The following is a 26,318-nucleotide window of genomic DNA, read 5'->3' as shown; positions in this document are numbered from 1 at the left end:
AATTTGCTTGGCGACCATAGCGATTTGGACCCACCTGATTCCATGCCGAACTCAGAAGTGAAACGAATTAGCGCCGATGGTAGTGTGGGGCTTCCCCATGTGAGAGTAGGACATCGCCAGGCTTTATATTATGGACACTTGCTTGATAGCGAGTAAGCCACTGCGGAGTGGTAGTTCAGTTGGTTAGAATACCGGCCTGTCACGCCGGGGGTCGCGGGTTCGAGTCCCGTCCACTCCGCCATTTATTGAGAAGCCCTGCTAGAAATAGCAGGGCTTTTTCACATTCTGCGAAAGTGAAATTGGAACGTTTGGCTAACGCCTCACTTACAGATGTGGGAATCGAGAACGTTCAGCATCTTTGATGCTTCTCTTCGCGAAAAGAAACAAGTGAGCGATTCATCTTGATGTCGATCTTTAGACGGGCGTTTCTATAATCTCACCTCTACTCTCTTACTCTTCTCTTACCATCCTATGATTCAGCGAGTGGCTCTCGAATCTCAGTTCTATACTCTCCTTTACTCTATAGCCCTGATTTTTATAGGTATATATACGTGCATTATCAGGTGTTTATTTTGTTAATGCTTACGATAGATGATCTCTATTGAACTAATTCTCTAGTGGCGCTAAAACGCCTGTAGAATTGATCGTTCTAGCTTTATGGCTAAACAACTTGGTGTGGAGAATCGCTTTGCGATTGATGGGAATGCTATCAGCGGCTTGTCTTACTCTGTTGCTATCTTCGGCGACGGATCAGGAGCTGTTTTCTCAAAATTTAGCATCCTATAACGTTACTCATCAGCTTCAACCCGCAAGCACGAGCGTTGCCCTTGGTTTCGAAGCAAAACGTCATTCTAACCCTCTACATAGCCTTGTTAATCGCTATCTTGTTAAATCAACTGAGCGACAAAATCAAACTGCTTCTTTTTTACCTGTTACCGACTCAATCTACGCCTTGAATAGTGCGCTTAGCTCCTCCTACTATCGTTATATTGATGGTAGTACCGCTTTTCGAGCAAAGGGTTACTATGAGTCTAACTTGATTTACCGCTTCATCCATAGCCGACATAGACCCTCAATCGCTTAAATATTATTTGATTTGGTTTATGAGGTTACAAAATGTTGGATTCAATTATTGATGTTTTGATGGCGCTTTGGCATCAAGACTTTACTACGCTGATGTCTCCAGGCAGCGCAGCTATGGTGTATTTCGTTGTCGGTGCACTGATTTTCTTAGAAAGTGGTTTTATTCCTGCTGCGCCATTCCCATGTGATAGCGTTGTGGTGTTATCGGGTACCTTAGCGGCAGTTGGTGTGCTCGACCCAGTATTAATTTTGGTTTTAATCGCAACCTGTGCGGCTCTGGGTAGTTGGGCTGCGTATGTGCAAGGACGTTGGCTAAACCGCTTACCTAAGGTTCAAGGATGGGTGAACGCGGTACCACAGAAACGCCTACAGCAAGTTGATGTGCTTTTGGGTAAGCATGGTCTCGTTGCTCTGTTTTGTGCGCGATTCGTTCCTGTTGTTCGTTCTCTATTGCCGCTGATGATGGGTATGCGTGCGAATAAGGTCAACAAATTCCATTACTTTGCTTGGCTGAGTGCTATCTTATGGACATTACTGCTTTGCTCATTTGGTATGTTGTTGCCGCTGCTACCTGAAAACATCAGCAAATTGGTCACGATGGGCTTAATGGCTGCGCCGGTGATCACCTTGGTTACAGCACTGCTTGGTTTTGTTACTGTTCGTCTACGTAAAGTTTGGCAAGAGCAGCAAGCGGCTAAAGTGAAGCATTAATCCGTTGATATAGCTTTTGGGTTGCCATGTTCCTTTTGGGCTATCATGATCTAAAAGCTAACCAACAACCTCTTTAACGAGTAAAGGCAGCCAAATGGCTGCCTTTATTATTTCATCTGAGATTTACTCGCTCTTTTGAGCTTCTTTTTCTTCTTGTTTGGCTTTCTCTATCATAGGAGTAATGGTTGATCCTTGAATTAGGATTGAGAAAACAACCACTGAGTAGGTCATGACGAGAATGATCTCTTTCACGTCGATGAGCTTATCGGGAATAACCCAAATGCCTGCTGGAATTGATAGTGCCATTGCTAGTGCTAGTCCACCTCTTAACCCGCCCCATGTAAGAATACGAATCGACCACGAGTTGTAGCTTCGGTAACGTTTAAAGCCGATGTATGAAAGGAAGACACTTAAGTAACGTCCAGTTAGCACCAATGGAATTGCAAATGCCATTAGGATGAAGTCTTCTTTGTGGAATTCAAACAGCAGCATCGACATACCGATCAGCAAGAACAGTAAGCCATTGAGGAATTCATCGACCAACTCCCAAAAGTGGTCTAGGTGATCTTCACTCTCTTTTGAAAAACCGATATAGCGTGTCCAGTTACCAATCATGATACCTGATACCACCATTGCAAGCGGTCCTGACACATGCAGTACTTCAGCAAACGCATAACCAGCGGTTGGGATGCCGATAGTGAGTAGTAGCTCCATTGAGTGGTCATCAGTGGCACTAATCAGATAATGAAAAATTAGACCTAGCGCGAAACCATAAACAATGCCGCCGACCGCTTCTTGTAAAAACAGCATACTTACGCTGCCCACTGTTGGTGCTTCATTACCGAAGGCGATGGTGTAAATAGTGACGAAGATAACTAAGCCGAAACCATCATTGAATAGTGATTCCCCTTCAATTTGCGTAGAGATGCGTTTGGGTGCATTTAGCTTTTTGACAATGGCAAGAACTGCGATTGGGTCAGTGGGAGAGATCAGAGCGCCGAAGAGAAGGCAGTAGACCAGTTCAAAGTGAATTCCGATGATTTGGCAGAATCCGTAAAGCGCAAAACCGATAAAGAAAGTGGAGAAGAGAGTCGCGCCAAGCGCTAAAACGGTAATTTCCCACTTTTGGTCTTTTAAGTTGGAGAGCTTAATTCCAAGACCACCGGCAAAGAGCAGAAACCCGAGGATGCCTTTAAGTAAGAAATCTTCAAAATTTATACTGGCGATGGTGCTGGATGCAATTTCAGTGAGTTGGAACCAATCATTTTGACCCGCGATCAAGATGAGCAATGACAGCATCATCGAACCGGCGGTAATCGCAATGGTGGTTTGCATCTTACCTATTTTGCTGTTTATAAAGGCAATTAACATTGCCGCGGCGGATAAAAAGCAAAGAGTGTAGTAGACCGACATGATGGGACTCTTATGTTACAAATTGTAAATAGGAATTTTGTGCCTAAGTGTGGCAAATGGCAAACACTATTTAATCAATAGATTGTCAGTAATTTAGTTTTTTAGACGTCTAGACTCCTTTTTTCTCTGTGATAGGATGGGAGTACAAACAAAGGAATGAGGCTGTATTGTGGGAAGCAAGTTAAGACAACAGATAGTAGCGCAGCTTAAGCAACGTATTATGCTGATCGATGGTGGTATGGGCACCATGATTCAAGACTACAAACTGGAAGAACAAGATTATCGTGGTGATCGGTTTGCCAACTGGCACTGCGATCTTAAAGGCAACAACGATCTGTTGGTTTTATCTCAGCCAGGTTTGATTAAGGATATCCATAATGCTTATTTAGAAGCGGGTGCGGATATTCTTGAAACCAATACGTTTAACGCGACAACTATCGCTATGGCTGACTATGACATGGAGAGCCTTAGTGAAGAAATTAACTTTGCCGCAGCGCAATTAGCTCGCCAAGCAGCAGATGAGTGGACGGCAAAAACGCCAGAGAAGCCGCGTTATGTTGCTGGCGTACTTGGTCCGACTAACCGTACCTGTTCTATCTCACCCGATGTTAACGATCCTGGTTATCGTAATGTCTCTTTTGATGAGCTTGTCGACGCTTATTCAGAATCAACTCGCGCACTCATCAAAGGTGGCTCTGATCTGATTCTGATTGAAACGATTTTCGATACCCTGAATGCCAAAGCGTGTGCCTTCGCAGTGGATAGTGTCTTGGAAGAGTTGGATGTTGAAGTACCGGTAATGATTTCCGGTACGATTACTGATGCCTCCGGTCGTACTCTTTCGGGGCAAACCACAGAAGCTTTCTACAATTCCCTACGTCACGTTAAACCGATTTCCTTTGGTCTTAACTGTGCCCTTGGTCCTGATGAGCTGCGTCCTTACGTTGAGGAACTGTCGCGCATTTCTGAAACGTTTGTTTCAACTCACCCTAATGCCGGTCTACCAAACGCTTTTGGTGAATATGATCTCTCTCCTGAAGATATGGCGGAGCATGTTAAAGAGTGGGCGCAAAGTGGTTTCCTTAACTTAATTGGTGGCTGTTGTGGTACCACGCCTGAGCATATTCGCCATATGGCGATGGCAGTTGAAGGCGTTACGCCGCGTGCTTTACCCGATCTTCCGGTTGCTTGCCGTTTATCGGGGCTAGAGCCACTCACGATTGAGAAAGAGACACTGTTTGTTAACGTTGGTGAGCGTACTAACGTGACGGGTTCGGCACGCTTTAAACGTTTGATCAAAGAAGAACTCTATGATGAAGCGTTAGATGTTGCTCGACAGCAAGTCGAGAATGGCGCACAGATCATCGACATCAACATGGATGAAGGCATGTTAGATGCTGAAGCCTGTATGATTCGCTTCCTTAATTTGTGTGCATCAGAGCCGGAAATTTCCAAAGTGCCAATCATGGTCGACTCTTCTAAATGGGAAGTGATCGTGGCAGGCCTTAAATGCATTCAAGGCAAAGGCGTGGTTAACTCGATTTCTCTTAAAGAAGGCAAAGAGAAGTTTGTTGAGCAGGCAAAGATCATTCGTCGCTTTGGCGCCGCTGTCGTGGTGATGGCATTTGATGAAGTTGGTCAGGCGGAAACTCGTGAGCGTAAGTTAGAGATCTGTACTAATGCTTACCGTATTTTGGTCGATGAGGTTGGATTCCCGCCAGAAGATATCATTTTTGACCCAAACATTTTTGCCGTTGCGACCGGCATTGAAGAACACAATAACTATGCCGTCGATTTTATTGAGGCAGTAGCGGACATTAAGCGCGATTTACCCCATGCGATGATCTCTGGCGGCGTCTCAAACGTGTCATTTTCGTTCCGTGGCAATAACTATGTACGTGAAGCGATTCATGCGGTGTTCCTCTATCACTGTTTCAAAAACGGTATGGATATGGGCATCGTTAATGCTGGTCAGTTGGAAATTTACGATAACGTGCCAGATAAACTGCGTGAGGCAGTGGAAGACGTTGTGCTCAATCGCCGCGATGATGGTACAGAGCGTTTGCTTGATATTGCGGCAGAGTATGCTGGTAAGGGTGTCGGCAAAGAGGAAGATGCTGCTGCGCTGGAGTGGCGTAGTTGGACGGTTGAAAAACGTCTCGAGCATGCATTGGTCAAAGGCATTACCGAGTTTATCGTTGAAGATACAGAAGAGGCTCGCCTCAATGCATCTAAGCCATTAGAGGTGATTGAAGGTCCGCTGATGGATGGTATGAACGTGGTCGGTGACTTGTTTGGTGAAGGTAAGATGTTCCTTCCGCAGGTTGTGAAGTCTGCTCGAGTAATGAAGCAGGCGGTTGCGCACTTAGAACCATTCATCAATGCCTCAAAACAAGCTGGCAGCTCAAATGGTAAGATCCTACTGGCAACGGTGAAGGGCGATGTGCACGATATTGGTAAGAATATCGTTGGCGTGGTTTTGCAGTGTAATAACTATGAAATTATCGATCTCGGTGTGATGGTGCCGTGTGAACAGATCCTCAAAGTCGCCAAAGAAGAGAATGTCGATATTATCGGTCTCTCAGGGCTGATTACCCCATCGCTGGATGAGATGGTGCATGTAGCCAAAGAAATGGAGCGGCTTGATTTTGACTTGCCGCTATTGATTGGCGGCGCGACCACATCGAAAGCGCATACTGCGGTGAAGATTGAGCAGAATTATAAACACCCAGTGGTGTATGTTAATAATGCCTCACGAGCTGTGGGCGTGTGTACCTCGCTACTTTCCGATGAGTTGCGTCCACCTTTTGTTGAAAAACTCGATGCGGATTATGTTCGTGTACGTGATCAACATAACCGCAAGAAACCTCGTACTAAGCCAGTGACGCTTGAGCAAGCGCGCGCCAATAAGGTGGCGATCGATTGGGAGGCTTATACGCCGCCAGCACCAGCCAAACCTGGTGTGCATGTGTTTGATGATTTTGATGTCGCTACATTACGCAAGTATATCGACTGGACGCCGTTTTTCATGACTTGGTCGTTAGTCGGTAAGTATCCGACTATCTTGCAGCATGAAGAAGTGGGTGAAGAAGCGCAGCGTCTATTCCAAGATGCCAACGATTGGTTAGATAAGATTGAACGCGAAGGGCTACTCAAAGCGCGCGGTATGTGTGCGTTGTTCCCTGCTGCCAGTGTCGGCGATGATATTGAAGTTTATACTGATGAGTCGCGTACAGAGGTGGCGAAAGTACTGCATAACTTGCGTCAGCAGACTGAAAAGCCAAAAGGGTTTAATTACTGTCTATCGGATTATATCGCGCCAAAAGAGTCAGGTAAGTTGGACTGGATTGGTGGCTTTGCAGTTACAGGCGGCGTTGGTGAACGTGAGCTTGCAGATGAGTTTAAAGCGCAAGGTGATGACTACAATGCGATTATGATCCAAGCTGTCGCGGATCGTCTCGCCGAAGCCTTTGCTGAATATCTGCATGAGCGAGTGCGTAAAGAGATTTGGGGTTACAGTGCGGATGAAGATTTATCTAACGATGATTTGATCCGTGAAAAGTACCAAGGTATTCGTCCTGCTCCGGGGTACCCGGCTTGCCCTGAGCATACTGAGAAAGGTGCGCTGTGGGAGTTGCTCAAAGTTGAAGAGACGATAGGTATGTCACTGACAACCAGTTATGCTATGTGGCCTGGTGCGTCGGTATCAGGTTGGTATTTCTCACACCCAGACTCGCGCTATTTTGCTATTGCTCAGATCCAAGAGGATCAAGCGCAGAGTTATGCCGATCGTAAGGGTTGGGATAGGCTGGAAGCTGAGAAGTGGCTTGGTCCAAATCTTAATTGATTGGTTTTATAAACAAAAAAGCGCTGTTGTTACAGCGCTTTTTTATACTTTAAATCACTAGATAAGTATCGTAGCCAGACCTAAGAATACCGAGAGACCAACCACATCGGTTACCGTGGTTAATGCCATACCGCCTGCCAGTGCCGGATCGATATTCATTTTTTTCAGCACGATAGGGATAGATACCCCGGCGATACCCGCGACTAACAAGTTAGTCATCATGGCAGCTGAGATAATACCACCGAGCATCCAGTTGCCTTTCCAAGCGACAACAATACCACCGATGATCAGTGCCCACATAATGCCGTTTAAGAAGCCGATTGCCGCTTCTTTCATTAGTAGCTCACGTTTGTTGGCATCACCGATATGACCAAGTGCCAGACCACGAATAACCAGTGCAACGGTTTGGTTACCGGCAACCCCGCCCATTGATGGCACGATAGTCATCAATACCGCAATGGCTGCCATTTGGTCCAAAGTGGCTTCAAACATGTTGGAGACCGATGCGGCAGCTAGCGCTGCAAGTACGTTAGCACCTAGCCAAACACTGCGTTTTCGCGCTGATTTGACGACCGGAGCAAAGGTATCTTCGTCATCATCCAGACCCGCCATACTCATCATCGAGTGTTCAGCGTCTTCACGAATAACGTCAACCACGTCATCGATGGTGATACGACCGACGAGATGCTGGTTTTCATCAATAACTGGTGCCGATACCCAATTTCGACGTTCAAACAAGCTTGCGACGTCAGAGTCTTTCATCGTAACTTCAATGGCGTCGTCGGCATCTTCCATCACTTCCGCAACGCGAACGTCCGGTTGGGTAGTGAGTACGGTCACCAGTGATAACTCGCCAATCAGGCGGTTTTCTTCATCGATAACGTACAAGGCGTCGGTTGCTTCTGGTAGTTCACCACGCATGCGCAAATAACGTAATACAACGTCAATATCGACATCACCACGAATCGTGATAACGTCGGTATTCATCAAACCACCGGCAGTATCTTCGGCATAAGATAGCGCCGTTTCAACGCGTAGACGTTCTTCTTCGTCCATTTGGGATAAGACTTCACGCGAAACGTCGTCGGGTAGGCTTCGAAGTACGTATGCGACATCATCGGTGTCCATACCTTCGGTAGCTTCCGCCAGCATTTCAGGTGCCATGCGAGACACCAGATCATCTTTTACGTCTTCGCTTAGTTCATCGAGGATCTCACCATAATCTTCAGGATCGGTAAGTTGCCAGAGAACTTCACGGCTTTTACGTGGTGATGCCTCTAATAGATGGGCGATATCTTCCGGTTCCATATCCTGCAGTTGGCGGCGGACATGGACAAAACGCCCATTTTCTAGAGCTTCAGTGACTTCTTGCAGGGCTTGGTGAGCTTGATCGAATTCTATTTGCTCTGCCATTTATTCCCCCTGACTCTATATGCTTACAATGGATTGAATAGTAACTTAATTTTACAACTTGTTTAATAAGAGAGTGTTAAGAAAAACTGCTCTAGCTGTGAAATATTTCACTACAAGCTGATGTTGAAGTGAAAACCTGGGCTGCGGAGGTGGGGGATAAGATACAACACACCTCCCTCAAGCAAGGAAGGTCACAGGGAGACAATTACTCGTCTTCGTCGAACTTATGCTCGATTAGTTGGCAAACAGCATCTAATGCGCTGGTGGCTTCACTGCCTTCAGCCAAAATGGTCACATGTTCACCTTGCGCAGATTCGAGCATTAAAAGCCCCATTACGCTATCTGCGGTTGCAGTTTTTCCTTCATGGCTTTGAATAGTCAGTATGGCATCAAATGACTGAGCCAGTTCAACTAACTTTACTGCAGCGCGAGCGTGGAGACCCAAGCGGTTTTGAATTAGGACAGTTTTGCTCTCTTGTAGCATGGGTTAATCCTTTAAATTTTTTTCTAGCGAAGTATGACGAATTTGGACTTGGTGACCTAAGTCGGCAAAGTACTGACCAATTTGTTGAGTAAGATAAACTGAGCGATGTTTACCACCAGTACATCCAATCGCGACGGTTAAATAGCTGCGGTTGTTCTTCTCTAACAGTGGCAGCCAGTGTTCGATAAACTTTTGTACTTGCAGCTTTAATTCGATCACGTCTTGATGGCTTTCCAAAAAAGCGCGAATTGGTGCGTCTAATCCGGTTAATGGACGTAAATCTGGTTCCCAGTGTGGATTCGGGAGAAAACGGACATCGAAGACATAATCAGCATCACTCGGTAAGCCGTATTTAAAACCAAATGATTGGAACACCATGACTAAGTCTTTGCGTTCTCGTCCTTCGACGCGCAGGCGCACGCTTTCGCTTAAATCGTGCAGTGATTGATTACTACTGTCGATGATGAGATCGGCATGCTCTTTAAGCGGTGAGAGGATTTCTTTTTCTTTTTCTATCGCTTGCTCAAGGGAGGTGTTTTCATGGCTAAGCGATAGCGGGTGAATTCGTCGTGTTTCACTGTAGCGTTTCAGCAGCGTATCTTTATTGGCGTCCAAGAAGAGCACACTCACATCGCTCTCTTGTTTGAGTTTTGTCAGGACATCTTCGACCAAAGAGGGCTCTTTCGGCAGGTTGCGGATATCAATGCTTACCGCAACGTTTTGCTTACTGTCACGCATGGAATGGATAAACGCATCCAGCATGTTTACAGGAAGGTTATCAACGCAGTAATAACCAAGATCTTCCAGTACTCGTAAAGCAACACTTTTACCTGCGCCAGATTGACCACTCACGACGATTAAACGCATTTCGACGACTACCTGTTGATCATGATGTCGTACAGCTCTTGATCCGATTCAGCCTTACGTAACTGCTTTAGGATCTGTTTGTCATTGAGACGTTCAGCCATACAAGAAAGGGTTTTGAGGTGCTCTTTGCACTGCGCATCCGGTACGAGTAGGGCAAACAACAAGTCAACAGGACGGTTATCAATAGCATCAAACTCAATTGGGCTTTCGCATTGCATTAAGACTGCGACCGCTTTATCGCTTGAGTGCATACGAGCATGGGGAATGGCAATTCCATTTCCAATGCCAGTACTGCCCATCTTCTCGCGGCTAAGCATGCATTCAAAGAGTTCGGTTGGATTTTGCCCGGTTTGTTCAGCAACAATTTCACTGATCATTTCTAGAGCACGTTTCTTACTAGTGCATTGGACTGCACTTTTGGTGCAGTCCAATGTAAGGATTTCGCTAAGTTGCATAGTTAATGACTGTTCAATTTTTCTTTGTGCTTATTAAGCTGTCTAACCAATTTGTCGGTTAAAGAGTCGATAGCCGCATACATATTTTCATCATCCGCAGACGCATGTATTTCAGCTTGATTGACGTGAAGGGTAGCTTCAGCGATTTGACGAAGTTTTTCAACTTTTAATACCACATGGATACTGTTGATATGTTCAAAGAAACGCTCAAGCTTTTGAAACTTTTCGTTTACGTAGTCTTGCATTGAATCGGTAAGATCAACGTGATGGCCATTAATATTGATTTGCATAGACTTTCCTTCTCGGTTGCTGCCTACAGTAGGCGTTTGCGCTGACTTGAAGGGGCAATGCCCAGTGATTCGCGGTATTTGGCTATTGTTCGTCTAGCTACCTGAATCCCTTGGTCAGCGAGTAGAGCTGCAATTTTGCTATCACTGAGTGGTTTTGCGGTATTCTCCGCCGCCACTAGTTTTTTAATCAAAGCGCGAATTGCAGTCGATGAACATTCTCCGCCATTATCAGTGCTGACATGACTAGAGAAGAAGTACTTCAATTCAAAAATGCCACGCGGTGTATGCATATATTTTTGTGTGGTGACACGTGAAATGGTTGATTCATGCATATCCACATCAAGAGCAACATCATTAAGCACCATCGGCTTCATGGCTTCCTCGCCATACTCGAAGAAATCTCGCTGATGTTCAACAATACACTTGGCAACTTTGAGCAACGTCTCGTTTCTGCTCTCTAAGCTTTTGATTAGCCATTTCGCCTCTTGCAAATTAGAGCGAATGTACTGGCTATCGGCGCTGTTGCCTTTTCCCATTGCCGCATAATGTTGATTGACCTTCAAACGCGGAATGGAATCAGGGTTAATCGTGACGACCCACTTACCATGATCTTTAAACACCGAGACATCAGGAACCACGTATTCCGCATGTTCAGTCGAGATGCGACTGCCTGGGCGCGGGTCAAGTTGTTGGATCAGTTTGAGAACTTCACGCAACTCTGCTTCTTTAAGCTTAGTTTCTTTAATGATCAGTTTGTAATCACGATTGCCTAACTGATCAATATGGTCAGTTAATACTAGTTTAGCTTCGTTTAGCCATGGGGTGTCTTCAGGGTAGGTTGCCAGTTGCAATAACAAGCAATCTTGTAAGTTGATCGACGCCATGCCGAGAGGATCGAATTGCTGAATACGCTTGCGTACCGCTTCGATCTCTTCCAGCTCAATCTCTTCATGATCAAAGCTTTCTAAAATATCTTGAAGCGAGATGGTCAAATAGCCGTAGTCGTCTATGGCATCGATGATGGCTAATGCGATGGTGCGATCGGTTTCGCTAAACGGAGTAAGGTCGAGTTGCCAAATAAGATAATCGTGCAGTGATTCAGTGGTTTCACCTTGGTAAACCGGCATATCATCGTCAAGAGCGATGCCTGTGCTGCCAGTGTTAGCGCTGTAAACATCATCCCAAGTGGTATCGATTTCAAGCTCAGAGCTGATTTCCGATTTCTCAATCAGTTCTGAGCTATCTGGCAGCTCCATCTCGGAAGCTTCTAATACGCTTTCTTTCTCCTCATTTACATTTTTCTCATCGCTGGTGGAGCTGTCTTCATTGCCTTCTTCCACTTCAAGTAGTGGATTAGAATCCAGAGCATCTTGGATTTCTTGTTGAAGGTCTAATGTCGACAATTGCAGCAAACGGATCGCTTGTTGCAATTGTGGCGTCATCGCCAACTGTTGTCCTAGCTTGAGTTGTAATGAGGGTTTCATGCAGTAATTTGTGCCTTATAAAGTTCTACAGACTTTTTATTAATCATAGTCGGAATTGTTCACCAAGATAAACTTGCTTAACTTGTTCGTTGTTAAGCACGTCGTCTGGTGTCCCTTCTGCAATCAAATGTCCTTGGCTAACGATGTAGGCTTTTTCACATACATCGAGTGTCTCTCGAACGTTATGGTCAGTTATCAATACCCCTAAGCCACGATCGCGTAAATGCTCAATGATCTTTTTAATATCGATAACCGAAATAGGGTCAACACCAGCAAATGGCTCATCTAACAAAATAAATTGTGGATTTGCCGCTAGCGCACGCGCGATCTCAACGCGTCGACGCTCGCCCCCTGATAGTGCCATACCTGCACTTTCACGTATGTGCTGAATGTGGAATTCCTCTAATAAATCTTCCAATTTATCTTGGCGTTCTTCACGCGTCAGTTCTTCACGCGTTTCCAATACAGCCATGATGTTGTCTTGAACGGACAACTTACGGAAGATAGAGGCTTCTTGCGGTAGGTAGCCAATACCCATGCGAGAGCGGCTGTGCATCGGTAAGATACTAATATCTTGTCCATCGATGCTAATCGTGCCTTCATCGCGCGCGACTAGACCCACAATCATGTAAAACGAGGTGGTTTTACCCGCACCGTTTGGCCCTAGCAATCCGACAATCTGTCCTGACTCAACCGTTAGGCTTACGTCAGAAACCACTTTTCTGTTCTTATAGCTTTTCGCTAAGTGCTCTGCTTTTAAAATCGCCATAATTATTCTTGTACTGCTTGTGGCTGAAGTACCGTGGTGACTCGATCGCCTTTTTGCTTACCATCAGCAATCAGTTTTTGCGATGAAATATGGTAGCGGATGTGGTTACCACGAATTTCACTGTCGTCTTGCGCCAGCATGGCTTGATCAATCATTGTCAGTTGATCTTGGTTTACATCGTAGTAAAGCTCTTTTGCTTCACCGTGTAATGTTTTGCCATCATCGGTAAGCTGAGAGAAGGTGGCAAGTTTGCCAAAGCCTTCAATCTTCTTGATTGAGCCATCATCTTTGTCACGCGTGACAACGATCTTATCAGCATTGATATTAATACTGCCTTGCTTCAGTTTTACATCACCGAGAAAGGTGACTTGGTTGCTTTGCATATCAAGCTGCTGACTGTCTGAATCAATGTATACAGGTTGGTCGCGGTCTGTAGACAGCGCCAACGCTTGTGTTGAAGCAAACAAACAGGCAATTAAACTAAGGTGTGAGAGTTTCATATCTGCCTTGTACATGTTTGTAGAGTGTCGCGGTATTTTCAGCGAAGTTTCCTTTCATCGCTTGACCGACGGTTTCAAACTGAGGTCCAACTAAGATTACTTGGTTATCAGCCCAAAAATCACGATTATCTAACTGAATACTTAATGTGTCAGTCGCTAAAGTATCAAATCCGGAGTCAGGTAATAAATTTTTGCCAAGAACATTGGTTTTTAGCGTCAAGATATGATCTTCGGTTAAGACGCCTTGCTCTGCGGTAATTTGCCATTCTTGGATATCACCTTGCTGATACACTTTTAGAACTGGTTTGACAAAAATAGTTTCGCCATTGCTAGCGTAATTGTCCAAACGTTCTGAGGTAATCACGTAGCTACGCGTACCTTGCTCATTGTATGAGGTATTAATTAGTCCACTACCAGTAAAGACTGGTAGCTCAACATCGGGCTCAACGTGGATATCGTATTCAGCTTGCTCTTGCATTAAGTAGTAGCCCGAGGCTGCAATAATGATAAGCAGAACTAAATAGCCGATACGAGAGAGACTCATATACTTAAACCTTTATGTACATCTAGTTCATCTCGAGCTTGTAAGATTAAATCACAAACTTCGCGCACTGCACCATGACCACCGCGAATGTGAGTCACATAGTTTGCGCGTTGCGCCAACAGGGGGTGACCATCTGCTACGCAGACTTTCAGCGCAACTTTCTCCATTACCGGCCAGTCAATCAAGTCATCGCCAATATAGCCAGTGTGCTCTGGAGCAATATTCAGTTGGCGACAAATGTCTTGGTATGCTTTGACTTTGTCATCTTGACCTTGATAAATCAGAGATATACCGAGTGCTTTCATGCGAGTTTCCACTATCTGCGAGCGGCGCCCAGTAATAATGGCAATTTCAATCCCCGCATTCATTAATGATTTTACGCCATAGCCGTCACGGGTGTGGAAAGTTTTTAACTCTTCACCATTATTCCCCATGTAGATTAGACCATCAGAAAACACGCCATCTACATCACAAATCAACAGTTTGACTTGTTTGGCAATCGCGAGGATTTCTGGTTCTACGTGACCATAAAGCGTGGCAATTTTTGCCGTCATTACATTACTCCAGCTTTTAGTAAGTCGTGCATATTCAACGCGCCGACCACCTGGTTCTCTTGGCAAAGCAGTAGTCCATTAATGCTTTTCTCTTGCATTAAGTTTACCCCTTCTGCCGCAAGCATGTTAGGGCTGGCAACAGTTGGGTTCTTCGTCATGACTTCACCGATATGCGTAGTATGAATGTCTACGCGCTTATCTAAAATACGACGTAAGTCGCCATCGGTGAAAATACCTTGTAATTGTTGTTGGCTATCGACAACGGCAGTCATGCCTAAGCCTTTTTGGCTGATCTCTAATAGCGCATCACGGATCAGTGTATCTGGTGACACTAATGGCAGTTTATCGCCAGTATGCATAATGTCTTCCAGTTTCAGTAACAGCTTACGTCCTAGCGCGCCGCCTGGATGAGATAGAGCAAAGTCTTCAGCGGTAAAGCCACGCGCTTGCATCAAAGCCATCGCTAATGCATCACCCATGACTAAAGTCGCAGTGGTGCTAGACGTTGGTGCGAGTTGAATCGGGCAGGCTTCTTTTGCCACCGTAATTTGTAGGTGAACATCGGCGAGCTTAGCCATATTTGATAATGGCTTACCCGTCATACTGATGATGGTGATTTGCAAACGTTTCAGCACAGGGAAGAGCGATAAAATCTCATGTGCTTCACCTGAGTTAGAAATTGCCAGCACAATATCGCCTGGCTCAATCATACCGAGATCGCCGTGCGCTGCTTCACCTGGGTGAACGAAAAATGCCGACGTGCCGGTACTGGCTAAGGTTGCTGCAATTTTGTTACCAATATGACCGGATTTACCCATGCCCATTACGACGACTTTACCATTCTTGTTATTCAAAATGGTTTCGCATGCTTTGATAAAGCTGTCATCGAAATATTGGTCAAGTTGTTGTAATGCTTCTACTTCAGTATTGAGCACATCAAGTGCTGCTTGGCGGTAGTCAAACATCTGAAATTCCCGAAATTGATTAAGCGGTCATATTGACGATTAAATAAGCTTGGTAGGCAATGAAAACGATAAAAAGAATCGAGCCTTCAATGCGATTAATACTGCGAGATTTACCGAGTGCCATGGCAACCAGAAGTAACGATACGCCAAGCATCACCCAGAAGTCGCGTCCCATCGCCAGTTCACTTAGTATCGATGGGTTAAGAATGCCAGGGATCCCCATTACTGCGAGGATATTGAATACGTTTGAACCAATGATATTGCCGACTGCCATATCATCTTCACCTTTCATCACGCCTGCTACAGAGGCAGCGAGTTCAGGTAGGCTAGTGCCGACAGCAATAATAGTAAGACCAATTACTAAGTCACTCATGCCAAAGTATTTTGCAATTACCACTGAGCTATCAACCAGTGCATCGGCAGAGAGTGGAAGAACAATCAGACCAACCACAACCCAAAATGCCGCTTTGCTATTGCTGACTCCTTCTGGGACTTCGGCTTCTTGTTCATCTAGCATCACATCGCCATTTTGCTTTTCCTTACGGCTAATGTGTAGCATTGCCAGAATAAACGCGACAAACAGCGCTAACAATAATACCCCTTCCATAAAGCCTAGGTGATTATCCCACAAGATAGCGCCAGCAATTAGAGTGACGACAATCATCAGAGGCAGCTCACGACGTAGCACTGCAGAACTAATCGACAGTGGCTTAATTAACGCGGTGATACCAAGGATCAAGGCGATATTGGCAATGTTAGAGCCTAAAACGTTGCCCACGGCAGTGTCTGTTTTGCCATCGAGAGCAGCAGTTGCAGATACCATCATTTCTGGAGCTGATGAGCCCATCGCAAGGATGGTCATACCGATCACTAATGGTGAAATACCGAAGTTTCTAGCCAGCGCTGCAGAACCATAAACCAATCGATCGGCACTCCATACCAAGAAAATAAGACCGACTATAAGGAACGCAACCGCTTCAAACATGATATTTCCTAACTTATCTACAAACTGAACAATTTAACCGCCAATTTTGACTTGTTGCAGTATAAAAGGGAAGCTGAAGATTGAATTATTTGTTGCACATTATGTAATTGCAAGAAGGTATAACGAGAGAGCGCCCTTACTAGGTGGTTCACAATTAATTGAACAGTGCTTTTAATTCGGCAACATTCTGCTTATGATTGCCTATTAAACAAGGATTCTGACGACGAGTACCTAATGTCATCAAGTGATTTGGTTACGGTCAATAATCTGACTTTCTCACGTGGAGAAAGAAAGATCTTTGATAACGTAAGCCTACATGTCCCAAAAGGCAAAGTGACAGCCATCATGGGACCTTCCGGGATCGGAAAAACAACGCTGTTGCGACTGATCGGTGGGCAAATTGCTCCTGACAGTGGTGAAGTGTTATTTGATGGTCTCGACATTCCTCGATTAAGTCGCCGTAAGCTCTATCAAATACGTAAAAAAATGAGCATGCTTTTCCAATCTGGCGCACTTTTTACCGATCTCAACGTTTTTGATAACGTCGCTTTCCCCCTTCGTGAACATACCCAGCTTAGCGAAGAGCTAATCCATACCTTGGTATTGCTTAAGCTGGAAGCGGTTGGTTTGCGCGGAGCCGCGCAGTTGATGCCAAGTGAGCTTTCAGGTGGTATGGCGCGCCGTGCGGCATTGGCACGCGCCATTGCGCTCGACCCGGAACTTATCATGTATGACGAACCTTTTGTTGGTCAGGATCCGATCACTATGGGTGTGCTGGTGGAGCTGATCCGTAACTTGAATCAAGCTTTAGGAGTGACATCGGTGGTGGTTTCTCATGATGTGCCCGAAGTGATGAGTATTGCCGATTGGGTCTATATCTTGGCCAATGGTCAAGTGATTGCTTGTGGTACTCCCGATGAATTACGCGCCAATCCTGATCCGCAAGTTCAGCAGTTCTTACTTGGCGACGCGGATGGTCCGGTACCATTTCGTTTCCCAGCTAAATCTATCGCTGAGGACTTGTTTCAATGATGTCTTTTCTAACTAATTTTGTCGCGGCGACAGGTCGACGTTCGATGGCGATTTGCCAAACGTTTGGACGTGCGACCTTGATGTTGCTTGGCGCACTCGCAAGTCGACCTCAGCCATTTAAAAATGCCCCTTTATTGATCAAACAGCTCTACAGTGTTGGCGTGCAATCTATGCTGATCATTGTGTTATCGGGGCTGTTTATTGGCATGGTTTTAAGTTTACAAGGCTACGTGATCTTAGTTGACTTCGGCGCCGAAGGTGCGCTTGGTCAGATGGTTGCGCTCTCTTTGCTACGTGAGTTAGGACCAGTCGTTACCGCTTTGCTGTTTGCTGGACGTGCGGGGTCCGCACTGACGGCTGAAATTGGCTTGATGAAAGCGACTGAGCAGTTGTCATCGATGGAAATGATGGCAGTTGACCCTTTAAAACGCGTGATTGCACCTCGTTTTTGGGCAGGGGTTATCTCTATGCCAATGCTGGCAATGATCTTTATGGCAGTCGGCATTTGGGGCGGTCAGTTAGTTGGCGTTGATTGGAAAGGCATTGATCACGGCAGCTTCTGGTCAACGATGCAAGCGTCTGTCGACCTTGGACAAGATATCGGTAATAGCTTTATTAAGAGCTTCGTCTTTGCCATTACCGTAACTTGGATTGCGCTTTTTAATGGATATGATGCGATTCCTACTTCGGAAGGCATCAGCCGTGCGACTACTCGCACAGTGGTACACTCTTCTTTGGCAGTACTTGGACTAGACTTCGTACTGACCGCATTGATGTTTGGGAATTAATAATGCAACAGACACGTAAAACAGAATTATGGGTTGGCAGTTTTGTCTTGGCTGGAATTTGCGCAGTCTTGATTATGATTTTTCAAGTTGCTGACGTAAAAGGTATCGGCTCGAACGATACTTATACCGTAAATGCTGAGTTCGATAATATTGGTAGTTTAAAAGTGCGCTCACCAGTTAAGGTCGGTGGGGTGGTAGTTGGACGCGTGACCGCGATCAGCTTAAACCCAGAATCACTGCTACCCGTTGTGAACATGGCTATCAGCAGCCAATTTGACCAGTTTCCAGAAACATCAAGTGTGCAGATTTTAACTTCAGGTTTAATCGGTGAACAATACATCGGTCTGACACCGGGATTTGTATTTGATGATGAAGAGATGTTGGCGGACGGCGACTATATTGAAGATACCAAATCAGCTTTAGTGCTTGAGGACTTGATTGGACAAGTTCTGTATAGCGTTGGCGGTGGTTCTGAGTCTGACTCTGGAGAGTAAATGATGTTAAAGAAGTTTTTTACTTTACTGTTTGCCTTGCTGTTGCCTACGGCAGTGAGCGCAGCTGAAATTGATAAAACCCAACCATACCAAATGATGACAAGCGTTGCTGACATCGCCTTTGAGCGTTTGAAAGCCGAGCAAGACATTATTAAACAAGATCCTAATCACCTTAAGACGATTGTTGATGAAGAGTTGATGCCTTACGTCAACTACAAGTACGCGGCGTTAAAAGTGCTGGGTCCGAATGTGAAAAAGGCCAAAAGAGCTGATGTGATGACATTTATGGAATCGTTTCGTGGTTATCTGATCGCTTCTTACGCTCAAGTGCTGACGCAATATACTGATCAAGAGCTAGAGTTTGAACCAGAGCAAGCAATTGATGCGAGTAAATCGATCACTAGCGTAAAAGTGGATATCGTTGACGCGCCACGTCCGAACATCAAGCTAGAATTCAAATTGCGTAAGAATAAAAAGAATGGTGAGTGGCAAGTATTCGACATGATTGCGGAAGGCATTAGTTTGCTTTCGAGCAAGCAATCAGAATGGAGCGGCAAGTTGCGCCAAGAAGGTGTGCTTTCGGTAGCCAAAGATCTTGATGCGTTAGCTGCTCAACCAATTCGCTTTGAGGCGAAACAATGATAGCCCACTCTCAATGGCAACAAGATAGTGATAACGTTGGCGCACTGCTTGGTGCGCTCAGTCGCGATACTGTGCCAGAGCTATGGGCACAGTTTAAAGCCTGGCAGCCCAGCCAAGCTGAGCTAGAGATTAGTTTGGCGCAGGTTGAGCGAGTCGACTCTGCTGGTATGGTGATGTTGATTCATCTTTTAGAGCATGCAAAAAAGCGAAACTGTCATATAATGCTCAGCTTCGTGCCAACGCAACTCAGCACTTTGCTGGCATTGAGCAATGTAGATAAATACATTGCTGAGCACATAAAGAATTAATTTAGAGGTAAATTGTGGATAGCGCTAAAGTACAACAGATATTAAACGAAGCACTAAATCTAGAAGAACTACACGTGAAGGGCGAGGGTAGCCACTACGAAGTGATCGCTGTTGATGCTTGTTTCGATGGAATGAGCCGCGTTAAGAAACAACAAACTATTTATGCTCCACTTATGGAGTATATTCAAAGAAATGACATCCATGCTCTTTCTATCAAGGCATACACGCCAGAAGAATGGGCGCGCGATAAGAAGCTGATGTCACTGTAAGGTTTAGTAATGGAAAAATTTCGAGTAACTGGTTCTACGCAGCCATTAGTGGGTGAAGTCACTATTTCGGGTGCGAAGAACGCTGCCCTTCCGATTTTGTTTGCTTCAATTTTGGCAGAAGAGCCAGTTGAAGTAAGTAATGTTCCACACTTGCGTGATATCGACACGACAATGGAACTGCTTAAACGCCTTGGCGCTAAAGTTGAGCGTAATGGTTCAGTTCATGTGGATCCAAGTAGTATTGATGAATACTGCGCACCATACGATCTCGTTAAAACGATGCGTGCATCGATTTGGGCGCTAGGTCCATTGGTTGCACGCTTTGGTCAAGGTCAAGTTTCATTACCTGGTGGCTGTGCTATCGGCGCTCGCCCAGTTGACCTGCATATCCATGGTCTAGAGCAATTAGGCGCGACGATCACTCTTGAAGATGGCTACGTAAAAGCTAACGTTGATGGTCGCCTTAAGGGTGCGCATATCGTGATGGATAAAGTGAGCGTTGGTGCGACGATTACCATTATGTGTGCGGCAACGCTAGCGGAAGGTAAAACAGTTTTAGACAACGCTGCGCGCGAACCTGAAATTGTCGATACTGCAGACTTCCTTAACAAGCTTGGTGCAAAAATTTCTGGTGCAGGTACTGATACCATCACTATCGAAGGTGTTGAGCGTCTAGGTGGCGGTAAACACGCAGTTGTTGCTGACCGAATCGAAACTGGTACCTTCCTTGTGGCAGCTGCGGTTTCTGGCGGTAAAGTCGTGTGTCGCAATACTCATGCTCACTTGCTTGAAGCGGTTCTGGCTAAGCTAGAAGAGGCGGGCGCGAAAGTAGAAACTGGTGAAGACTGGATTTCTGTCGATATGACGGATCGTGAGCTTAAAGCGGTTACCATCCGTACTGCTCCGCACCCAGGCTTCCCGACAGATATGCAAGCGCAGTTTACGCTACTCAATATGATGGCGAAGGGCGGCGGTGTGATTACTGAGACAATCTTCGAAAACCGCTTTATGCACGTACCAGAACTAATGCGTATGGGTGCTAAAGCTGAGATTGAGGGCAATACAGTGATTTGTGGTGACGTTGATACGCTGAGCGCTGCGCAAGTGATGGCAACGGACCTACGTGCATCAGCTAGCCTTGTTATCGCTGGTTGTATCGCGCAGGGCGAAACCATTGTTGACCGTATTTATCACATCGATCGTGGCTACGATAAGATTGAAGATAAACTGTCAGCGCTGGGCGCTCAAATCGAACGTTTTCGTGACAGCAATTAATCTCTGCTAGCTAATTTTAGCTAACAAATGTAAGCCGAAACCTAGTTTCGGCTTTTTTATGGTCGTAAGATCCGTTAGATTATGACCACTATTCTTTCCCATACGTATCTGGAGAGCATTAATGATTGCACTACTGCGTGTTTTCGCCGTCGTGATTTTCGCGATAGTTATGTTTGTATTTGGTTGTGGCTACTGCTTATTAAGCCCACGCAACCCAAAACACGTATTCACCTTTGGTCGTCTGTTCGGCAAGATGTCACGAGTGTTCGGCATTAAGCTTGATCTACGCATTCCTGAGGATGCTTACACCCGTGGTCAACACATCTACATCGCTAACCACCAGAATAACTGGGACCTGTTCACAGTATCTTCTGCCGTAACGCCAAAAGTGGTGACAGTGGGTAAGAAGAGCCTTGCTTGGCTACCTCTGTTCGGTCAGCTTTACTGGCTTACGGGTAATATCTTGATTGACCGTGCTAACCGTAGCAAAGCGGTGGGTACGATTGATCAAGTAGTGGACAACATGAAGAGCAGTGATGTTTCTGTGTGGATGTTCCCAGAAGGAACGCGCTCACGTGGTCGTGGTTTACTGCCGTTTAAAACAGGCGCCTTCCATGCCGCGATTGGCGCGCAGGTTGGCGTGATCCCAATTGTGTGTAGCTCAACGGATGGCATTAAGCTTAACCGCTGGGACAACGGGCATGTGATTGTTGAGATGTTGCCACCGGTAAGCACTGAAGGTTACCGCAAAGAACAAGTTCGTGAACTAGCAAATACTTGTCGTGAACAAATGGAAGCGAAACTGATTGAGCTAGATGATGAAGTAAAACAGCTTAATCAAGCGGGCAAGAAAGTCGCCAGCTAACTGTGAATCTTTGCCTTAAAAGAGCTAAAAAGCGTGCGATTGGTCGCACGCTTTTTTTATGCCTGATGAAGCACGCTGTAATGCTCGCCAGTTTTTGTTTTAGTACGCCCAAATCGAAAGCAAGAAGGGAGCAAAATGGCTTATCGAATGCTAGCAATGCTATTTGGGCTGCTTATGCTCGCAGGATGCGGGCAAAAGGAAGTGGAAGTAGTACAGAGCGAAAAGAGGTTTTCACCCGTTGAAGAGCGAGTAAAGAGTGGTAAAGCTAATAATATCCACTCATTGATCGCCTGGCAGGGCACAGAGAAGGTGTTTGAGCTTCATAGGCAGGGTGGTGGGACTTATGGCACGCAAAAGACCTCCAGCGTGCCAGTAGGCGCAGACAAGCTACACAACGTTCATTCTGTTACTAAGTCATTTGTCGCCACATTGATATTTATAGCCATTGATGAAGGCAGGCTAGCGAATCTTGATGTGCCAGTATTTAGCCTCTTTCCTGAGTATCAGCAGGACGACCGCAGCGCCAAGATGGCGATCACAGTGCGCGATGTGATGAACATGTCGACGGGCTATGCGCTGGATGAATTGGCAACTTCGTATCGACAAGGCTCTGGCAACGTTTTTGCGCGTCATTACATGGCAGAAGATCTACAGGCGATGTTTTTAAGCACTAAGCTCTCTTTTGAGCCGGGCAGCCGCTTTGCTTATAGCGGACTCTCAACGGTGGGTTTATCGAAGATTATTGAACGCCTTTATCACAAGCCGTTTGCGGTGGTGATGAAAGAAAAACTGTTTCAACCTTTAGGTATCGAGGACTATCGCTGGCAGACTCAACATGGCAGTAATGAACCAGGTGCCGATTGGGGATTGATGTTGTCACCGCTGGATATGGGTAAGTTTGGTTTGATGTGGGTAAATCGTGGTCAATATCAAGGTAAGCAGATCGTGGCTTCTCATTGGTTTGATATGTTGCGCTCAAGTGCTTTTCATAGCTATAGCATGGGCTATGGCTTGCACTTTTGGCAGTTATCACAAATACCAGGGGCGGTTGCGGCAAATGGAATCGGCGAGCAATATATCGTGATGCTACCCAATCAAGATGCTGTGATAGTGGCAACGGGCGGAAATTATGATTTAGCGAGTATGCCTTCTTTAGAGGCAGTGCGATTACTGGCGAGTTTGCTTTAGCGGAGTTTATCTAAACGACAGCAGATAAGAAAAAAGCCACGTCTTTCGACATGGCTTCTTAATGTGGCTCCTCCTGCTGGGCTCGAACCAGCGACCTGCGGATTAACAGTCCGTCGCTCTACCAACTGAGCTAAGGAGGAACTATTCTGTTTGTGTTATGAAACACTAAATAAGTGGTGCCGACTACCGGAATCGAACTGGTGACCTACTGATTACAAGTCAGTTGCTCTACCTACTGAGCTAAGTCGGCACATCATCAACAAGATTAAATCTCATCGATTGAAAGTGGCTCCTCCTGCTGGGCTCGAACCAGCGACCTGCGGATTAACAGTCCGTCGCTCTACCAACTGAGCTAAGGAGGAACTATTCTGTTTGTGTTATAAAAACACTAAAATAAGTGGTGCCGACTACCGGAATCGAACTGGTGACCTACTGATTACAAGTCAGTTGCTCTACCTACTGAGCTAAGTCGGCGCACTGTATTCTTTTTGTTGTCGTTCGTGCTAAGCACCAACAACGAGAAATTGTGGTGCCCGGAGGCGGAATCGAACCACCGACACGAGGATTTTCAATCCTCTGCTCTACCGACTGAGCTATCCGGGCGACGAGGTGTATTAAACGGCTTTTCGCTTTTCAGGTCAACATTAAATTGCAAAAAAAATATCGTTTGTTGCTTTTCTGTACTTAATGGGCTGTTTTTGCTCGTTTATGCCCATGGTAGCCATGAATAAAGCCATATTATTGGCTTAAAAGCATAGCAATTGTTTGGTCACTGATAGAAAAAAAGCACGCAAACATGCGTGCTTTTGTCGGTTTAGCGATTGTTTACTGCTTAACAGTAAACTTGCTCATCCAATTTTCTAGCTCGTTAGCGAGTTGAGTTAAGCTTTGTGTACTGTTGTGACTCTCAGTTACCACATTGCTAAGTTGGCTGCCGCTCTCTTCAATCATGTTTATACGCATGGAAATATCATCGCTCACTTCAGTTTGTTCTGCCGCTGCAGTGGCGATTTGGTGGCTCATCTGAGAAATAGACTCTAATGCGACAACAATTTGCTGCAGAGCTTCAGAGGCGTTTTGCGACTCTTCTACCGTGCTTTGGCTGGTCGCAGCACACACATCCATGGTTTGGATGGCATTGCGCGAGCCTTCTTGTAGGTTGGAGATCATTTGTTGGATCTCTTTTGTGCTCGACTGAGTGCGACCTGCTAGGTTGCGCACTTCATCAGCAACCACTGCAAAACCACGCCCTTGCTCACCCGCACGCGCAGCTTCGATTGCGGCGTTCAGAGCGAGTAGGTTGGTTTGTTCAGCAATATCACCAATCACATCCAGTACTTTAACGATATTGTTAACGTCGTTATCAAGGTCTGCGACTGCTTGGCTAGCTGTGCCGAGTTGTGAAGCAAGCCCTTGGATATTGTCGACCGTATTATGAATTAACTGCTGAGTGTGCTGGCTTTGTTTGTCTGCTTCATCAGTATTACGCGCAGTGTCACTGGCTGAGTCTGCAACGTTATTGGCAGAAGATGCCATCTCAGTCATTGCGGTGGCGATCATCGCGGTTGATTGCTGCTGCGAGTCGGTCAGTTCGGCGATACTAGAGGCGCGATCTTCTACGTTTGCAAGCTCGCGGCGCAGCGCGACCATTGAAGAGTCCAAGTTGTTGACCAATTGCGCCAGAGATAAGCTCATATGCTGCACGGCTTCATAGATACTGCCTTTTGGCGCATCTTCTGTAAATGACGCTTGAATATCGCCACGCGCAACTGCTTGGACTGCATTGCGCACATCTTGTGGTTCACCACCAAGTAGCGCCAGCATTTTGCGAATCGAGACAATCAGTACGGTGAAAATACCCGCAGCGATAGCAAGACATAGCAATAACTGCCATTGAGCGGTTGACCAGAAGCGAGCATTCACTTCATTAAAACCGATCCCAGTACCAACAACCCAGCCCCAGTGCGGCGTTTTTTCGGCAATGGATAGTTTTTCTTCAATCGTGCCGTCAGGCAGTTTCTGTGTCCAAGTGTATTCTACGATCTGACCTGAAGTGCGACCTAAGACATCCAAGATCAACTGACCAACACTATTGCCATTACCATCTTTAAAGTCATGGAAGCTAGTGCCGTGCAGTTGAGGATCAAGTGGAGCTGCAATAAACATCATATTTTCATCGGCAACGTAAACGTATTCGTTGTCTTTGTAGATGTTGTTGCGCAGTAGGCGGGTCGCAAGCGCTTTGGCTTCGGCTTCTGGCATCTTACCTTCAATCGCCATTTTTTCTACTTCGGTCAAAATGCTGTAGGCACTTTTAAACAGCTCTGTTACACGAGCTTGATTATCAAGACCACTAGCAACGCGCAGCGTCCAAAGACCAGTCACGGTAAGTGCTAATAGTGCGGTCAATATAATTGCCGACAAAATATAGGCTTGTGTTTTGAGTTTCATGTTTCCCCACTGGCTTAAAGGCGGATAGATACTGTGATTTATTTTCTTAGACAAAATAAGTATTAGAAGATAAATGCAAAATCAAAGATGACAAAAATGTTTCAGTGAAGTCTGGCGACTTATCACTATTTAACTTGGGAAATGCGATCAGGTTCCTGTTTTTATTTGTGTGAATTCATGACGGTGAAATCATACGCAACACAAACAAGGAGCATTTTACTGATGGATATGCCACAAGTTGAAAAGTGGCGCATTTTGGCAGTGGAATGAAAAACAATCAATTGTTAATGCGTAAATTAGACAACAATATCAACGGAATTTTTGCCAGCGCGAAATAACCAAGCTCGGGGGAAGGAGGGCGGACTTTGACTAAGTGTGGGGGAGGTGGAGAATTGAATACAGTGTCTCGTCCTAAAATACGTTGACAGTTTTATGCTAAGCCAACTGCGTTAGCAGCTGGCTTTTTTCATGAACCTCATTTGGGGTTTTCATCCCGAGGCTAAGATGTGGTCTCATATTGTTATAGATACTAATAGACTCTTTTACTAGTTGGTTGAGCTCTTTGATGTCTTGACACCTATTGAGTAGGAACTCTTGTTTTAGTATCCCATTGACTCTCTCTGCTAACGCATTCTGGTAGCA

General features: G+C 45.6%; 26 protein-coding genes, 6 tRNA genes and 1 rRNA gene. 13 read left to right on the top strand and 20 right to left on the bottom strand.

The genetic code is table 11. The annotated features are described in order from the left end of the window. Positions 1–6: 6 nt before the first annotated feature. The 3 genes from rrf to DPF93_RS20505 all read left to right on the top strand — a co-directional run bounded on the left by rrf (position 7) and on the right by DPF93_RS20505 (position 1,794). Positions 7–122: ribosomal RNA gene (gene rrf / locus DPF93_RS20520) — 5S ribosomal RNA — on the top strand. A 42-nt stretch (positions 123–164) separates the two neighbouring features. Beyond that, a tRNA-Asp gene (locus DPF93_RS20515) sits at positions 165–241 on the top strand. 875 nt (positions 242–1,116) lie between these two features. After that, on the top strand, positions 1,117–1,794 hold the full coding sequence (locus DPF93_RS20505) for a DedA family protein (protein ID WP_114767875.1): 678 nt from the start codon (positions 1,117–1,119) through the stop codon (positions 1,792–1,794). A gap of 123 nt (positions 1,795–1,917) precedes the next feature. Here DPF93_RS20505 and DPF93_RS20500 read toward each other — a convergent pair whose 3' ends face one another. Beyond that, on the bottom strand, positions 1,918–3,207 hold the full coding sequence (locus tag DPF93_RS20500) for a cation:proton antiporter (protein ID WP_075647657.1): 1,290 nt from the start codon (positions 3,205–3,207) through the stop codon (positions 1,918–1,920). A 169-nt stretch (positions 3,208–3,376) separates the two neighbouring features. Here DPF93_RS20500 and metH point away from each other — a divergent pair, with 169 nt between their 5' ends. Next, positions 3,377–7,054 (top strand): methionine synthase, encoded by a 3,678-nt coding sequence (gene metH, locus DPF93_RS20495; protein ID WP_114767874.1) that lies wholly within the window; start codon positions 3,377–3,379, stop codon positions 7,052–7,054. Between the two features lie 57 nt (positions 7,055–7,111). On the opposite strand, the gene mgtE is transcribed toward metH, so the two are convergent. The 12 genes from mgtE to DPF93_RS20435 form a co-directional block, all read right to left on the bottom strand. Then, complete coding sequence (gene mgtE / locus DPF93_RS20490) at positions 7,112–8,467, bottom strand: magnesium transporter (RefSeq protein WP_114767873.1); 1,356 nt, start codon at positions 8,465–8,467, stop codon at positions 7,112–7,114. 205 nt (positions 8,468–8,672) lie between these two features. Next, a complete protein-coding gene (locus DPF93_RS20485; RefSeq protein ID WP_114767872.1) occupies positions 8,673–8,951 on the bottom strand; it encodes an HPr family phosphocarrier protein in 279 nt (92 codons plus the stop codon). A gap of 3 nt (positions 8,952–8,954) precedes the next feature. After that, a complete protein-coding gene (gene rapZ, locus DPF93_RS20480; RefSeq protein ID WP_114767871.1) occupies positions 8,955–9,818 on the bottom strand; it encodes an RNase adapter RapZ in 864 nt (287 codons plus the stop codon). A gap of 8 nt (positions 9,819–9,826) precedes the next feature. Next, positions 9,827–10,273: a PTS IIA-like nitrogen regulatory protein PtsN gene (gene ptsN / locus DPF93_RS20475; protein WP_114767870.1), complete on the bottom strand. Its 447-nt coding sequence runs from the start codon at positions 10,271–10,273 to the stop codon at positions 9,827–9,829. A gap of 2 nt (positions 10,274–10,275) precedes the next feature. Next, positions 10,276–10,563 carry a ribosome hibernation promoting factor gene (hpf, locus tag DPF93_RS20470; RefSeq protein WP_114767869.1) on the bottom strand — a complete coding sequence of 96 codons (288 nt, stop codon included), beginning with the start codon at positions 10,561–10,563 and terminating at the stop codon, positions 10,276–10,278. 23 nt (positions 10,564–10,586) lie between these two features. Further along, positions 10,587–12,047, bottom strand: coding sequence for an RNA polymerase factor sigma-54 (locus DPF93_RS20465; RefSeq protein ID WP_114767868.1), 1,461 nt, complete (start codon positions 12,045–12,047; stop codon positions 10,587–10,589). Between the two features lie 43 nt (positions 12,048–12,090). Next, positions 12,091–12,816: an LPS export ABC transporter ATP-binding protein gene (gene lptB, locus DPF93_RS20460; protein WP_114767867.1), complete on the bottom strand. Its 726-nt coding sequence runs from the start codon at positions 12,814–12,816 to the stop codon at positions 12,091–12,093. Between the two features lie 2 nt (positions 12,817–12,818). Then, positions 12,819–13,316, bottom strand: a complete 498-nt coding sequence (lptA, locus tag DPF93_RS20455; protein ID WP_114767879.1) for a lipopolysaccharide transport periplasmic protein LptA — start codon at positions 13,314–13,316, stop codon at positions 12,819–12,821. Further along, positions 13,297–13,860: an LPS export ABC transporter periplasmic protein LptC gene (gene lptC / locus DPF93_RS20450; protein WP_114767866.1), complete on the bottom strand. Its 564-nt coding sequence runs from the start codon at positions 13,858–13,860 to the stop codon at positions 13,297–13,299. Before lptC ends, lptA begins: the two co-directional genes overlap by 20 nt. Then, a complete protein-coding gene (gene kdsC / locus DPF93_RS20445; protein ID WP_114767865.1) occupies positions 13,857–14,414 on the bottom strand; it encodes a 3-deoxy-manno-octulosonate-8-phosphatase KdsC in 558 nt (185 codons plus the stop codon). The genes lptC and kdsC overlap by 4 nt, the downstream gene beginning before the upstream one ends. Further along, complete coding sequence (locus DPF93_RS20440; protein WP_114767864.1) at positions 14,414–15,379, bottom strand: KpsF/GutQ family sugar-phosphate isomerase; 966 nt, start codon at positions 15,377–15,379, stop codon at positions 14,414–14,416. The genes kdsC and DPF93_RS20440 overlap by 1 nt, the downstream gene beginning before the upstream one ends. A gap of 19 nt (positions 15,380–15,398) precedes the next feature. Continuing rightward, positions 15,399–16,364, bottom strand: coding sequence for a calcium/sodium antiporter (locus DPF93_RS20435; RefSeq protein ID WP_114767863.1), 966 nt, complete (start codon positions 16,362–16,364; stop codon positions 15,399–15,401). A 234-nt stretch (positions 16,365–16,598) separates the two neighbouring features. Here DPF93_RS20435 and mlaF point away from each other — a divergent pair, with 234 nt between their 5' ends. The 9 genes from mlaF to DPF93_RS20390 all read left to right on the top strand — a co-directional run bounded on the left by mlaF (position 16,599) and on the right by DPF93_RS20390 (position 23,225). Then, positions 16,599–17,396 carry a phospholipid ABC transporter ATP-binding protein MlaF gene (gene mlaF / locus DPF93_RS20430; RefSeq protein ID WP_114767862.1) on the top strand — a complete coding sequence of 266 codons (798 nt, stop codon included), beginning with the start codon at positions 16,599–16,601 and terminating at the stop codon, positions 17,394–17,396. Beyond that, complete coding sequence (gene mlaE / locus DPF93_RS20425; RefSeq protein ID WP_114767878.1) at positions 17,396–18,184, top strand: lipid asymmetry maintenance ABC transporter permease subunit MlaE; 789 nt, start codon at positions 17,396–17,398, stop codon at positions 18,182–18,184. Before mlaF ends, mlaE begins: the two co-directional genes overlap by 1 nt. 2 nt (positions 18,185–18,186) lie before the next feature. Beyond that, complete coding sequence (gene mlaD / locus DPF93_RS20420) at positions 18,187–18,678, top strand: outer membrane lipid asymmetry maintenance protein MlaD (RefSeq protein WP_114767861.1); 492 nt, start codon at positions 18,187–18,189, stop codon at positions 18,676–18,678. A gap of 3 nt (positions 18,679–18,681) precedes the next feature. Further along, the gene (mlaC, locus tag DPF93_RS20415) at positions 18,682–19,320 is read left to right on the top strand and encodes a phospholipid-binding protein MlaC (RefSeq protein ID WP_114767877.1); all 639 of its coding nucleotides are present in this window, start codon (positions 18,682–18,684) and stop codon (positions 19,318–19,320) included. Then, on the top strand, positions 19,317–19,628 hold the full coding sequence (locus tag DPF93_RS20410; protein ID WP_114767860.1) for an STAS domain-containing protein: 312 nt from the start codon (positions 19,317–19,319) through the stop codon (positions 19,626–19,628). The genes mlaC and DPF93_RS20410 overlap by 4 nt, the downstream gene beginning before the upstream one ends. Positions 19,629–19,642: 14 nt before the next feature. Continuing rightward, positions 19,643–19,897, top strand: coding sequence for a BolA family iron metabolism protein IbaG (ibaG, locus tag DPF93_RS20405; RefSeq protein WP_075652422.1), 255 nt, complete (start codon positions 19,643–19,645; stop codon positions 19,895–19,897). Positions 19,898–19,906: 9 nt separating this feature from the next. Then, positions 19,907–21,172 carry a UDP-N-acetylglucosamine 1-carboxyvinyltransferase gene (gene murA / locus DPF93_RS20400; protein ID WP_114767859.1) on the top strand — a complete coding sequence of 422 codons (1,266 nt, stop codon included), beginning with the start codon at positions 19,907–19,909 and terminating at the stop codon, positions 21,170–21,172. Between the two features lie 121 nt (positions 21,173–21,293). After that, positions 21,294–22,037 carry a 1-acylglycerol-3-phosphate O-acyltransferase gene (locus DPF93_RS20395; RefSeq protein ID WP_114767858.1) on the top strand — a complete coding sequence of 248 codons (744 nt, stop codon included), beginning with the start codon at positions 21,294–21,296 and terminating at the stop codon, positions 22,035–22,037. A 135-nt stretch (positions 22,038–22,172) separates the two neighbouring features. Further along, a complete protein-coding gene (locus DPF93_RS20390) occupies positions 22,173–23,225 on the top strand; it encodes a serine hydrolase domain-containing protein (RefSeq protein WP_114767857.1) in 1,053 nt (350 codons plus the stop codon). Positions 23,226–23,289: 64 nt separating this feature from the next. Here DPF93_RS20390 and DPF93_RS20385 read toward each other — a convergent pair. From DPF93_RS20385 to DPF93_RS20355, 7 genes are all read right to left on the bottom strand, one after another. After that, positions 23,290–23,365: transfer RNA gene (locus DPF93_RS20385), tRNA-Asn, on the bottom strand. Between the two features lie 34 nt (positions 23,366–23,399). Further along, a tRNA-Thr gene (locus tag DPF93_RS20380) sits at positions 23,400–23,475 on the bottom strand. Positions 23,476–23,511: 36 nt separating this feature from the next. After that, positions 23,512–23,587 (bottom strand) — tRNA-Asn (locus DPF93_RS20375). A gap of 36 nt (positions 23,588–23,623) precedes the next feature. Continuing rightward, a tRNA-Thr gene (locus DPF93_RS20370) sits at positions 23,624–23,699 on the bottom strand. Between the two features lie 53 nt (positions 23,700–23,752). Then, positions 23,753–23,828: transfer RNA gene (locus DPF93_RS20365), tRNA-Phe, on the bottom strand. A 222-nt stretch (positions 23,829–24,050) separates the two neighbouring features. After that, positions 24,051–25,676 (bottom strand): methyl-accepting chemotaxis protein, encoded by a 1,626-nt coding sequence (locus tag DPF93_RS20360; protein WP_114767856.1) that lies wholly within the window; start codon positions 25,674–25,676, stop codon positions 24,051–24,053. Positions 25,677–26,111: 435 nt separating this feature from the next. Then, positions 26,112–26,318 (bottom strand): integrase core domain-containing protein (locus DPF93_RS20355; protein WP_164675314.1); only part of this gene is annotated, 207 nt, incomplete at its 5' end.

The organism is Vibrio rhodolitus, assembly GCF_003350325.1.
Classification (GTDB): domain Bacteria; phylum Pseudomonadota; class Gammaproteobacteria; order Enterobacterales; family Vibrionaceae; genus Vibrio; species Vibrio rhodolitus.
The sequence above is the reverse complement of the archived record's forward strand: the minus strand, read 5'-3'. Positions and strand labels throughout refer to the sequence as shown.